The sequence below is a fragment of the Pseudoalteromonas sp. SCSIO 43201 genome (genome assembly GCF_023716725.1).
In the GTDB taxonomy this organism is placed as follows: domain Bacteria; phylum Pseudomonadota; class Gammaproteobacteria; order Enterobacterales; family Alteromonadaceae; genus Pseudoalteromonas; species Pseudoalteromonas peptidolytica.
Genome location: NZ_CP072684.1, coordinates 462,990 through 476,565, shown reverse-complemented (window position 1 = coordinate 476,565; position 13,576 = coordinate 462,990). Strand labels below are relative to the sequence as shown.

Sequence of the window (13,576 nt, the reverse complement as noted above, 5' to 3'; positions counted from 1 at the left end):
TCCTTAATTCTTATAAATTTCTACTAAGTAGTCTTCAATTTCTCCGCTCCCCGAGGTAGCGGCACTGCTATAGTCAGAGCAAGGGTCAATACTATTTACTCTGCTAAATCCGTAGTACTGCAAAATTCTCATTCGTGTTGTTGTGACAGGTTGTGAGAGTTGATTACTTGGGATACTAAACTCTCCCTCAACATAGCCTTTACCGTAGTCTTGGTTTGTTTGATCAAAGTCCATAATGAGTAATTCAGACTTGTCATTTCTCCAATCACCATTGCCAAACTGGCCGTCACCATTGAGGTCTATCCAAACATGGTAATTTTCCGCGAATGCCTCACTACCGGCATAACCTGCTTCAATTCGATAGGTATTATTTTGTGTTGCGTATAGCTTGATGGGGTTGTTAGGGTTTACCACACCAGCTTGTTGGTTATTATCAAATGGCCCATCTTGGTTAAAGGTGATGTTTGCAATGTGTTCATAATCGGTCAGACCGGCGGCTGTGCAATATTCAACAGGCTGCGCAGACTCAAGCGTTATCAACATATTCTTGGTGCCTGTCACTCTATCTCCCCAGTCATCCCACCAAGGCTTGTCATAACTGATTGAGAGACTGGCGCTAAACGCTCCGGCAGACTGATATATGTGTTGTGTATCTTGGCCAAAGTCGCCATGTTGGGTCAGCGTAGTACCGTCGCCAAAGTTCCAGACTAGGGTGACATCTGGGTTGCGTGCGGCATTATCTGGTTTTGAGGTAGTGTTATTAAATGTGACTTCAAACGTACCATCACTCAACTCTGTTACTGTAAAACTGACTTCTGGAGTAAAAGAAGATTGGCCTATTTTTACTGCTTTACTGAGCGCTTGCTCGCCATCTTCATGGCGTATGGTTAGCGTGATCGTATATTCGCCATCATTTTGATAGGTGTGCTGGGTATTTTGCACCAACGAAGTCGCACCATCTCCAAATTGCCACTCCACGGTGCTTCCTGCTGGCATCACACTTTGGTCAGTATTTACAAACACAGTGTTGCCTGAAACACGCGGAGTAAACAATGGCGTAATCGTGGTGCTAAACGGTACTTGTTTATTCCAGCTACCGATTTCTTTATTAAATCTGTCGTACGCTTTTACACTAACGGCATAACTTCCTGATTTTGCGTAGGCATGTGATGGCGACATTTTCGAGCTTGTTGCTCCATCTCCAAACTGCCATTGCCAACGCTTAACGCGATCATCAACAGTGTTATTAACAAAGTTGATCTGGTTGACACCTTGATTTGCAGCGATCTTCATCTCTACTGGATCGTTATTTTCAATTAACTTGACGGTGTAGTCTTCGATTTCACCCCAAGAGATATCGCCGCATGCCGACTTAACAATTCCAAATGACACCATGGTACGAATGCGATAAGTTTGGTTTAATTCGCCGCTTAGTGAAATGTCTCCGCTCAACTGTGTTTTATTGCTGCCAAAAAGTGCCAGCTCTTCAGTTTTATGAAACAGGCCGTCGTTATTCCTATCCAACCAGACATAAAAGTTTTTAGTTTTATCCTTTGTATCTGGATGAGGGGCTGCCACGAGTGTGATGTTCAGCGCTTTTCCATCTTTAATATCAATGACATTGCTTGAGTAATCACTGTAATTACTAGAGGCAGATTCATTTATGTAATCATTCAATGTGACTGAAGAAAGGTAGTATTTACTATGGTTAACCCCTTGTGCCGAGCAATAGTCAGCGTACACGTCAATAGGGAGTGTGTAGGTATCTGACTGACCAGATGGGTCGGTTGCTTTCAAGGAGACATCATACTTTCCTGCGGCGTTATAGCTATGGCTGATTTCAAAGGCACTATTGGTTGCGCTACCATCTCCAAAGTTCCATTCCCATTGCCAACCTTCACTGTTTTCTACGGAAATGTGCTGTCCATCTTTTCTGGTTAAGTTCTTAAAATCAAAAGATAAAAATTTACGATCAAAGTTAAGCTCGGACTCTAACCCTTGATTAACTGTTAGCTTAATTCCCACTTGTGAAAAAGCTTTACGAACATGGTTTTTCAGCTCAGAGGTTTGCCATTGGCTTCCGTCTTGCTTGCTGACGCCGTCTTGTCTTAATCGATCGCTTATACTGCTGGCTTGTCGCATCACGCAATCTGCGGCTGTAAGATAGGTGCTGTTACTCGTCCAACAGTTTTTGTTAGCATTGGCGAAAAGAATAAAAGAATATTTGGTATTCCATGGCGAAGGTTCATTGGCAAGCTCTGCTGTAGAGAGATAGTAGAACGCCTTATTAAATACACCGGCACCATGGTGAGACGTGATGGAGTCATCATAATCATCTATATGATCAATCGAGTTGCCATCGAGGGTGGGGGTTTTGAAATAACGCAAAGCATCACCGAGCCGAAACGTTTCATGATTACTTTTCCAGTCATTGACACCGGAATAAAAAAACTCAGCTGCTTCTCCAGCCATATCTGAAAACGCTTCGTTAATTGCTCGAGCCTGCCCAGTGAGCATAGACTTTGGTGTATTTGACCCATATTCTTCAGTAAAGCCATGAGCTATTTCATGCGCGACTACATCAAGAGAAACCATAGGGTAAAAGAGATAATCACCATCACCAAAATACACTTCACCACTTTCATAGAATGCTTGATCCATGTTTAGGCCGTAATGGACATTTTGAATGATCTTTTTATCAAAATAGGGTTTCTGACCGAGGTAAGCTTCAAACATCAAGCTCGCTGTTTGACCAAAGTGGTGGGCATCATTCAATGCCGAACGAGCGCCATGATATTCTTTATAGTCGTTTCTTGTTGAATTTGAACAATCGTAGCTATAGGGGACACTTATCTGTGCCGTACTATGATTGTAGTTGCGTGTTTCAACATTTTTTGCATCGAACAAGCAGTTGGTTTGCTGTCCATTTGCTTGCATAGACACTACAAAAGTTTTTGGTGGGTATGATACATAGTCGGCTTGTTTGTAATCTTGACGAGAAACTTTGTCGTTTCCAGACGGGCCACTGCCACCTTCATGAACGATTTTTTGTAATACATCTGCCTGAGTTATAACTTCGTTGCTGGTGAGATCCACAAAAGTTAAAATTCGTTGAGGCTGATAAGGCGCTGAGTGAAAGTCAGTGAAAAAGCTTACTTTTGCCGCATGTCGGGCTTTGCCTTGATCATCAATGTATATCACCTCTTCAGCATGTTTGCGTTTAAAAATCCGTGGGCGCTCTGCTGGAAATTGGGCAATAACAGCGGCTAAAGCATCTTCCAGTTGCTGCGCTTTTACTTCAGCAATGTGAGGAATATCTTTTTCAATATTAACGATAATGTCGCCGTATACTTGCTCGACAACACCATTATTATCAGTTAGTACAACGAGATCCTGATCCCAAACTGGGATGTTGTGATATTTTTGAGTAATTGTGTGGCTGTGCTGTGTTTCGCTTATTTGTTCTTGATGAAACTCCAACGACTGACCTGTATATTGGGTTGCGAATGTGTTTAATGCGAGCAAATAGTTATGCTGTTGCACGTCCATACGCCCCAACAGTGGCTGTTTTTTTTGTAATGCAGATGTAATGTGATCTGCGTTATTAAATAGAGAAATTCGTTCAGTTGCGTGGCAATGCAACGAAAACATTGACGCTAAAACGCACAGATATTTAAACCCTTGCATATTAACTCCATAATTATTTTTAAGATTCCTTCCCACCTAAACGTCACTGCTCAATTTGAGACTACTTCTGTGCGAATGAGTGTGGTCTGCGATTAGTGCTTTTACTTTGAGCACAAACTCTACGGTAATAAAGAATTTCAAATAAATAAATAACAAAAAATAAACAATTTAACATCTTCTTGTTTTCTTTGGTAATTTAGATTTTAACATTGGTTTTTTATGAATTAACGTTAGTGGTTGTTATTGTTAGTTAAATCTCAACGGTTTTGTGCTGTAAAAGTTGTGGGGACTTGACGAAAGTGTGGAGTTAATCACTAAGTTAATGTAAAAAAACGTTATTTTTTTATTTTTTGTAGTGGCGGTTGTTCTTTTATTAGGAACTTTTTTGCAATATTGATGAAATAAAATGAATAAGGAAAGTCGCTTTTAAGTGGGATAATTAGATTTATCAGTCTCTGGTAAAAAGTACCTAGGCTGTAAGGGTGGGCTAGGTACTTTTTATTGCTATATTATTGTACAGTGACGTTAATATAGTTGGTCACAAAAGGCGCTATTTCAATAGTACCTGTGGCATAAACATCTTTACTCACGTCCTTGCCTTCAATTTTAATATAATATTGACCGGCTGGGATGACAATGTCTGAATAATGGTTTGTACCAAAATGAATGGTATCACCTTTTACAAGCCACCCCTCAGGTGAGACCTCATATAAGTAGCCCCTACATTTTATATTTCCGATCCGAGGGTGCTTGCACTCATTAAATTTTAGCCTAGTTTTCCCATCAGGGTTTTTAGCGGTTTTAACAAACGCAAGTGAGCCATAGTTACGCGGAGTTTTCTCCGCGTGATGTGTCCATACTTTTTCCTTTTTAACTGAGTAGTCACTGCTCGAACCACTACTATTTGCTGACACTACGGTGCCAGAGCTGCCAAAAATACCGTTGATAGCACCGTCTACACCATCATTAACCACGCGGTTTATATCGTTGCTTTTACATGCGGTTAGAGAGGCCATTGAAAGCGCAATAAGTGTAAGTCTTTTCATTATTTATCCTTGAAGTTCCATGAGTATCGCCACTGCTCACTTGCTTGCCCCTTGACTGTACAACTATTGCGTACATCACGGTGCTAGTCTGTGTGAGAGTATGAGCATTTAGCTCTAAAGTGTATTTATTCTTGTGATGTGGTTTTTTTCATTGTTAGTGATCTGACTTTTGAGTAACTGGTTTTTTTAATCAACTATTTAAGAGCTAATTTTGCTAAATTTACTGCCTACTTTCCAGTATGGGGAGCTTTAATTCACCAGATTACTCACTTAATCGACTAGACTGATATTCAACCACTCCTTATCCTAATCTCAATTCAATACCAGTCCTCTCCCTCAAATTGGGCGAATATACCCGATAATGCTTCCTGTTATACCAATTAGACTCAATACTTGTTCAATTTGAAGGAGTAAACCTGACGCTAACAGCGTTAAAAGTTTCTTATTTAGAGCAACTAAATAGCAAAATTTTTGCCTCGCTATCGACAAAATTTTCTTGCCTTAAAATAGACCTCTTAATTAAGATAATTGGTATCATTTTTGATAAGAATCGCACAAAAGTTTACCGTGTGGTGAAAAAAAGTCCAACAAAAAGCGGATTATTTATTGGTTTAGGTCAATTTGCCAGCGGATCAAAAAGCTTAACTATCCGATCAATTTAAACAGTAATATGTTTGTCCAATTCAAGCTTATTGATTCCAGTAAATGGCTACTTTGGGGGAGTCGAATAACAAAGCCATGAGAAGTGGTATAAGGGGGAGCTGTTCATTACAATCCGCAGCGATGTCGACTTTAGCTCGTATAGTCCGATAACACTCCGTAGAGGATAGACAACTCAATTGGCTTTGGAATATGGGCGTTAAAACCAATTTTAAAGTATCGCTTTACATCTTCAACCATCACATTAGCAGTAAGAGCAATGACTGGTATCTTAATATCTAGCTTCCTTATCGCTTTAATCGCATCAACACCATCCATTACTGGCATATGTATGTCCATTAGTATTAGATGGAAAGAGTTTTCGCGGCAAGCTTTAACAGCAAGGTCACCATTTTCAACGACCGTAATAATTGCTCCCGTTTCTTTTAGCATGGTTTTCACTAATATCTGATTAATCGGGTTATCTTCAGCAATCAGGATCTCTAGGTTTTGTAAGTTTGGTGGCGTCAGCGCTTTTGTTTGTGTTACTTGTGATTGAGAGTTGGACTGTTCAAGCGGAAGTGTTACATCAACAGTGGTTCCTTTTCCTGCCTTGCTGGTTAGATTAATCGTGCCGTTCATAAGTTTGATCAAATTAACCGTGATAGACATACCTAATCCTGTACCACCGTATTGCCTAGTAGTAGAGGTATCTGCTTGAGAAAACCGCTCGAATATACGCTTTTGGGTTTGCTCATCCATACCTATCCCTGAATCTTGGATACTTAGATGAATTGCCGCGTTGTTATTGTGTATAACGTTAGTTGCTGTGATAGACACTTTACCTTTGTGTGTAAACTTTACCGCATTTGATGCCAGGTTTAGTATTATCTGTTTGACTCGAACCAAATCACCAAGCCAACCATCTTTAAAGTGTTTATCAATGTTGACAACAAAGTCTACCCCTTTATTACTAATTAAAGCATCAAGATCATACTTAACAGAATCGAGAATATTGCGAATTGAAATCGGCGCGCTTTCTAGCTCTATTTTGTTAGACTCTATTTTTGAATAATCCAGGATGTCATTGATGATGGTTAGCAAGCTTTTTGCTGAAAATATCGCGTTAGTGAGTATTTTCTTTAAGTCACTGTCAAGGTTTGCATTTTCTAGTAACTGCAAGCCACCTAAAATCGCATTCATAGGGGTTCTGATCTCATGACTCATATTCGCTAAGAAATCACTTTTTGCTTTAGAAGAATGTTCAGCTGCTAGCCGTGCGGTTTCAGATACTTCGATGGCTTTGATTTTCTCTGTCACATCATAATTCACACCAATCACTTTAATGGGCAAGTTATCCTTATCGCGCATGATTTGGGCACTGGCTTTTATCGTTCTAATATCACCGTTTGGATGAACGACTCTAAACTCAGGTTCATATTCACCGGTACCATTGATAGCGTCTTGTAATTGTGCGCTGGCGAACTTGATATCATCTGGGTGAACAGCACTCTCCCACGCTTCATATACCTTTGAAAATTGTGCTTTTTGGATCCCATATAATTTAAACATCCAATCATCCCAAATCAGCTCATTGGTGAGTAAGTCCCACTCCCAAACCCCGATTTGGGCAGAGTTATTTGCAAGCTGCATTCTCAGTGCCAACGAGTCCGCTTGGTTTCTCGCTTTTTTGAGTTGTTTTTGCGCTTCAACTTGTGATGATATATTTTGGATAACTGACCAAATGAAGTTTTTGCCGTTACTATCTGCTACTTTAATGCCAGACAAGAGAACTGGAAATACTTGACCACTTTTGTGAATATATTCCTTTTGATACGGGCCGTAACGGCCAGTTTTTTGCAAATTATCGAGCTGTACCTGTTCTTGTGCCTTATATTTTTCGGGAGTGATTTTCCAATAGTCAGTATTGTTTAATTCCTCTACCGAGTAGCCCGTCATCTCACTAAATTCGTCATTAACATAATGGAAAATGCCATCGTCCATCGCGTTTACTGCGATCCCAATAGGTGCGGAGTTAACAAAGCGCTCGAATTTCATTTTTTCTGTCTGGTAGGCAGTTTTATACTGTTTAGCATCGGTACTGGCTTTATCTAATTTCTCTTTCGTTGCAATAAGTTCAGAGATATCTCTCACAGTAGCGAGCACTAAGCGTTTATCTTGTATGTGCACGGCAGTAAGGGAAACAGAGCAAGGGAATACCGTGCCATCAGTTTTACTGTGGTTCCAATGAAAAAGCTGTGCGCCATCTTGATAACACTTTTGTATAAAATAGGTGGCTAATTGTTTGGATGATGTGCCGCAAGGTTGATATGGAGGGGATATATCAGAAGGCGCAAGCTTTAAAAAGGTGTCCTTACTATCAATGCCATGTAAGTCTACGGCGGCTTGGTTACACTCCACAAACTTCCCTGAATCCAAATCAACAATAGACTGCGCGTCGCCTGAGGCGAGAAATAGCGATTTATATTTATCCCGTTCAAATGTGGTCGCCGCCAAGTGCGCTTTTAGCGTTTGTATTTCTTGTTCCAATTCCTGAGGGCTACGATTCATTCTTTATGTCCTAGCTTGCATCAATAAAAAAGCACTCAGATTGATGCCGCGTTACTTGGGGGTAAGTTCTTCTATTAATGTAGCAAATAAATACCAAACCTCACGAATAAATTACACTGAATAGGCGCTTCTCATTGATAACTGTGAGGGAGGAGGAGAGTTAAATTTTAGCAATTTATAATACCAACTAGTGTCAAACTTGCTCCTTCAGCTTGAGCAAGTATTTACGCTAATTGGTATCATTACAAAGCACAGGCCTGTCGGTGTTTAGATTTTCTTCGCGCTAGAATTAAGTCCTTGTAACATAATTTAATTTTTCTATTTTTCTATTTTTCTATTTTTCATTTAGCTTTCAAAAACAAAATTAAAGCGCATACAAAATATAAAATTAGTCACTCTGTAATGCTTCGATAGGATCCAGCTTTGAGGCTTTAATGGCGGGATATACACCGAATATTAAGCCAACTAATGCACAAATACTAAAAGAGAGCACAATTGCACTGAGAGACCAAGACACAGCCCAATTTGAATAAAATGCAATGATCTCTGAAAGCACAATGCCAAACACCACCCCGAGCAGCCCACCTAAGATTGAGATAGTAAAGCTCTCTGTAATAAACTGAACCTGAATATTTTTCTGAGTGGCACCTATTGCACGTAATAATCCGATTTCTTTAGTTCGTTCAAGTACAGTCGCGAGCATGATATTCATAATACCAATGCCACCGACAAGGAGGGATATACCGGCTACGCAAGACATCACCATATTAAAAATGGCCTGCGTTTGTTTTTGCTGAGCAAGCAAGGCAGCTGGTATGGTTAACTTATAGTCGTCAATGTCGCTATGGCGATTCATGAGAATGTTAGCAATAGCTTGAGATGCTAAAATTGGACTGTGAGATTTGTCGATGGCCAGTTTCAACTCAGTGATCTCTGGCTCCAGTAGCCCCTTATTAAAACGGTAAATAGCGGTTGTCAGAGGTACAAAAATACGACTTTGCTCACCACCTAATGCCACGCCCTGAAACTCCTTTTTATTTAGGTGTGGTGCTTGCAAAATACCAACAACTTCAAACCATAAATGATTTACTTTTACTTGTTGACCAACTGCGTCTCCTAAGGGAAAAAGCGTTTTTGCGGTATTTTCACCAAGTAACGCAACTTGCCTATATTCCTTGCTATCTTCTGCATTAAGTAGGCGACCATCCGCAAGCTCATAATGGGCAAGACTAAAATAGTTTGCAGTGACACCGGCAGCTTCACCTTCAAAGCTGCCGAACTCGCTATATATCTGATAGGTATCTACCAGTCGTTCAGCAGAAAAATCATTAACAAAGGGCAAAGCATCGACTATCACTTGGCCGTCTAATAAGTTAAGACCTTGCGAGTGTTTTCGTTGTTCTTTTAGGTCATTCTCTTCAATGTCTTTGGCGCTGACAATAACATTATTAATCCCCATGGAATCAATCATTTTAAGCGCTTCTCGTTCAGCACCTTCACCTATGTTTAACATAGCAATCACGGCGCCCACACCAAAAATCATACCGAGCAAGGTCAATAGGGTTCTGAGCTTATGCTGCTTTAATTGCACCATGGCGTCGGTAAATAACTCTACATATTTCATTACAATTCCTTATTCGCGACCAGTGCAATTTGTTGGTTAGGGGACAAACCTTCCAGTACTTCGGTGTGGCTTAGGTTGCTTTGCCCTAACTCCACTTTTACACGTTGAAACTGGCTACCGTCTTTCACTAGCACAAAAAACGCATTGTTGTCATTGATAATGCTATGTTTCGGCACAAGTAGTGCTTGTTTACGTTCTTGAACAAGCAATGTAGCGAGTACTTTATTGCCAGGTGTAAAGTGGCTTGGAGTTTCGTTGAGGCTAGCTATAACCTCATAGTATTTTTGTGGATCTCCACGGCGAATAGATTGTGGATAGGGCGATACTTTTGTGACTTTACCATCAAAGCGTTCATCACTATTGGAGAGTAAAGTAAACTTAACCGTTTGCCCAACCTCAAGGCCAAGCGCTTCTTTTTCATGAACAAAAAGCTTAGCTTGCAGAGACGAAATGTCTGGTAACCCGCCAATTTTTTGCCCTGGCCATAATGCTTGGCCTGCCTTTGGCTTCTCTCCACGCCAATCCGCGTTTAGGGTAAGTAAGCCGTCATGTGGCGCGATAACTTCGAGACTTTCCAAATTTGCGTTGTACATCGCAATTTTGCTTTCATGCTGTTTTGATTGCAGTTTCAGTAGCTCCATTTCTCCCAGTGCAGAGGAGGAAAATTGGTCTGTCTGCCACTCAAAATATGCTTCTTTTGCGTTGAGATACTCAACATTTTGTAGTTGATCTAAAATATCGAGCTTTGAGCGGATCCGTTCGTCATCTATTGAAAAGGTTTCGGCAAAGCGCTTCTCTTCACTGACAATGCTTTTGTCGCTATCTAAATGGGACTTTCTTGTCGTTAAGTCACTATCTGTCACGGTCATGTCTTGCGCTACTTTGCCTTTGTCGAATTCGCTAAAACGTTTTCGTCTTGCTAACTGGCTGCCATCGAAGCGTGCAATCACATCGCCTTTTTTCACCTGAGAATACTCCGGTACTATCCAAGCAAGTGTTTGCGCTCCTCTGGCTGAAGTTGGGGCAGATATCACGGTTTCGCTTGCTGCTTCTAGTTCGCCTTCGGCATCCACTGTTATCGAAAATGGTTTTGACTCAACAGTGTAGAGCAGTTGTGTTGGTTTATCCGATGCTTCTTGACAACCAAGCAACCAAATAGGGACAAGCAACGCGAGTAATTTTTTGCTCATAGCCTTACCTCCGTGCCTTGGCTAATGCCAGAAGAAACCACGGCAAGCGTCGGTGTTGTATGAGAAATTGTCACCTCTTTTTCACCGTAATTTGTGTTTAGCAGCACTTTGCCAGCACTTTGTTTTAAAGCGTTAAGCGGAACGGTTAAGGCGTTATCGAGTTGGGCCGTCACTATCTCTACACGAGCGCTTAATCCGGGCCTTAGCTTATCAGTATCGATTTTATCCAGTTCAATAATCGCATCAACAATGCGGCTTTTATCTTGATACGACTTCTCCCTGAAGGCCTTTCCTATTTCAACGAGTTTTCCACTTATGACATAACCGTCGGCACTGTCAATGGTCACTTTTACTGTTTGCCCTAATTTAATCCGCCCAAAATCGGCTTCCTTTATTTGCGCTTTTACTTGCATTTGTTCAATAACTGACAACTCGACCACAGGCTGGCCAAACTGCATGGACTCACCAACACTGGGTTTTTCACCTGCTCTATTTGCTCTATAAGCAACTAAGCCATTCATTGGTGCTTTAACTTTTAAACGCTCAATATCACGTTTTAGTGCTTTTACTTCAGCATCTGTTCGTGCAACTTTACTTTTTGCCAATTGGATACTCAGTTCTTTGTTGTCTAGATGAAAAGCAAGTTTGCTGCGGGCAAGCTCTAACTCATTAGTTGCAATGGTGAAGTCGATTTGCGCTTTTTTACGATCGTTGTCTGAGCGTGAGTTATCTATGATCTCTGCCCGTCGTTTTGCCTTATCGAAGTTCATCTGTGCTTCAGCCAGTGCAAGTTTGTATTCTTCTTCTTGCTCCTCGACTTGAGCTTGTTTATTTTCCAGTTCTTTTTGTGCTTGGCTAAGCTTCGAATTGTACTCCATCAGGCGATCTCTCACGCTCTGATCGTCAAACGAAACAACAACTTGGCCTTTTTGAACTGGGGTATTTTCAGGCATTAACTGTTTTATCTTGTATTGCCACATACGCTTGATTGAAGGAGGTGCTATCAACGCTCGGCTTTTTGATTCTAATTCACCATTCGCTTCTACTGTGATAGTGATTGTCTGTGACTTAACGATATGTGTATCGCTGGGAGCCTGGGTACAGCCAAGTAAATAGAGTGGAATGATAAATGCCAGTACCTTACTTTTCATTTTTCCTTCCTGGCAAAGTGATGCTTCCGCTCATGCCTGGTAGTAGTGGCAAATCGGTGTTGAATGTGAATTTAGCTCGGTAATACATACCTTGGCCCCAGTCTTGGCGTTTTTCAGGTTGTGTTGATAATTCTGTAAGTGTACTTGGCGTTGATGAGGGGCGAAATGCGTCAAACTTTAAATCAGCAGTTTGGCCTTCTTTGATACCAGCAGCATCCACTTCATGTATCCAAGCTTCTAAATACAGGCCCGCTGTAGAAGGGATCTCTGCTACTTTCCACCCTGGTTGTACGGTTGCACCTGCAAATAATTTGTTGCCATTCCACGGGTGATCCGCATACAGAATGGGGCCGCTGTTACTGGCCATTAGACTCATTTTTTCTAGCTGCTCTTGGTTGTGCGTGAGACTTGCTTCTAATCGCTTTATCTCCAGCCGCTGTTTCTGAGTATTTGCCTTTGCTTCAGTTTCGGCCTTGCTTAAACTGATTTCGGCTTTATGGTTTTCAATGATCGCTTTTTCTAACGTCAGCTGGTATTGCTCGTAGTCGTAGGTGCTGATATTGGCTTTTGGCACGCTTGCATCAATTTTGGCTCTTTCAACGAGCAAAATGGTTTTTTTCAACTGAAACTGGGCTTCGAGTATCTTTTGGGCGCCGTCTTGTTCAATTCGCTTGTATTCATCTTTTGCGGCATCAAGCGCGACTTTGTCTTGGTCGATTGAGGTAGCAATGGAGCCTGAATCGTAGACAACCACAACATCCCCTTTGTTGGCAACTTCACCCTCGGGTAGCATCCATTGAACTTGCGTTTTCCAAGAGTCGCTCATTGGTGCGTGAAAGACTTGAGTTTCACCAGCCTTAATAACACCTGAGATAATAATTTGCTTGGCAAAAGCCTGCGAAGAGGTGAGCAGGGCTAAGCTTATAATATAACTGCGCATTGGCTATCCTCCACTTTCTCACCATCTTTCATTCTGATGATTCGTTCAGCATATTCGGCAATATCGTCTTCATGCGTTACCATCACAATGGTATGGCCTTGCTGGTGCAGCTGGCAAAGTAATTCCATGATTTCATGTGAAGTTTTACTATCTAGGTTACCAGTTGGCTCATCGGCAAAAATAACTTTAGGTTCATTGATAAGCGCACGAGCAATTGCAACACGCTGGCGTTGTCCTCCAGACATTTCGAAAGGTTTGTGATGTGCTCTGCTGTCAAGGCCCACTTTTTTTAACATAGCAAGCCCTCGACTTTTGGCCTCTGATGGTGAGGTATTGGTGTACCTCAGTGGTAAGATGACATTGTCCAGTGCAGTTAGTCGAGTGAGCAGATGAAATGTTTGAAAAATAAAGCCGATTTTCTGATTTCTAATTTGTGACAGCGCTTCATCTTCTACAGCTTGAATTTCTTGATCTGCCAGATAGTAAGCACCGGAAGTTGGAGAGTCTAAGCAGCCAAGTATATTCATTAGTGTGGACTTTCCAGAGCCAGAAGAGCCCATCACTGCGACAAATTCGCCTTCCATCACTTCAAGAGAAACGGATTTTAGTGCATGCACTTGCGTTTCTCCGCTTCCGTACACGCGACTTAAGTTTTCGACCCGAATCATTTTTATTTTAATCCTTTGTTTTTTTTATTGGTTTTATAGTTGGTTTAGTGGTGTTAAACC

At 41.2% G+C, this 13,576-nt stretch carries 8 protein-coding genes; all 8 read right to left on the bottom strand.

All coding sequences use genetic code 11. The features are described 5' to 3' along the window. Nucleotides 1-3 precede the first annotated feature (3 nt). The 8 genes from J8Z24_RS18855 to J8Z24_RS18820 all read right to left on the bottom strand — a co-directional run bounded on the left by J8Z24_RS18855 (nt 4) and on the right by J8Z24_RS18820 (nt 13,516). Complete coding sequence (locus tag J8Z24_RS18855; protein WP_252095992.1) at nt 4-3,687, bottom strand: PKD domain-containing protein; 3,684 nt, start codon at nt 3,685-3,687, stop codon at nt 4-6. Nucleotides 3,688-4,196: 509 nt separating this feature from the next. Then, nucleotides 4,197-4,733 (bottom strand): hypothetical protein, encoded by a 537-nt coding sequence (locus tag J8Z24_RS18850; RefSeq protein ID WP_147390062.1) that lies wholly within the window; start codon nt 4,731-4,733, stop codon nt 4,197-4,199. Between the two features lie 792 nt (nt 4,734-5,525). Then, nucleotides 5,526-7,943, bottom strand: a complete 2,418-nt coding sequence (locus J8Z24_RS18845; RefSeq protein WP_176032052.1) for a PAS domain-containing hybrid sensor histidine kinase/response regulator — start codon at nt 7,941-7,943, stop codon at nt 5,526-5,528. 388 nt (nt 7,944-8,331) lie between these two features. Beyond that, entirely contained in the window at nt 8,332-9,567 is a 1,236-nt protein-coding gene (locus tag J8Z24_RS18840) for an ABC transporter permease (RefSeq protein WP_128732391.1), read from the bottom strand. Beyond that, nucleotides 9,567-10,757 (bottom strand): efflux RND transporter periplasmic adaptor subunit, encoded by a 1,191-nt coding sequence (locus tag J8Z24_RS18835; protein ID WP_176032053.1) that lies wholly within the window; start codon nt 10,755-10,757, stop codon nt 9,567-9,569. The genes J8Z24_RS18840 and J8Z24_RS18835 overlap by 1 nt, the downstream gene beginning before the upstream one ends. Continuing rightward, nucleotides 10,754-11,908, bottom strand: coding sequence for an efflux RND transporter periplasmic adaptor subunit (locus J8Z24_RS18830; RefSeq protein ID WP_128732393.1), 1,155 nt, complete (start codon nt 11,906-11,908; stop codon nt 10,754-10,756). Before J8Z24_RS18830 ends, J8Z24_RS18835 begins: the two co-directional genes overlap by 4 nt. Then, nucleotides 11,898-12,848, bottom strand: coding sequence for an HlyD family secretion protein (locus tag J8Z24_RS18825; RefSeq protein WP_176032054.1), 951 nt, complete (start codon nt 12,846-12,848; stop codon nt 11,898-11,900). The genes J8Z24_RS18830 and J8Z24_RS18825 overlap by 11 nt, the downstream gene beginning before the upstream one ends. Then, nucleotides 12,830-13,516, bottom strand: coding sequence for an ABC transporter ATP-binding protein (locus J8Z24_RS18820; RefSeq protein WP_125251689.1), 687 nt, complete (start codon nt 13,514-13,516; stop codon nt 12,830-12,832). The genes J8Z24_RS18825 and J8Z24_RS18820 overlap by 19 nt, the downstream gene beginning before the upstream one ends. Between the last annotated feature and the right edge of the window lie 60 nt (nt 13,517-13,576).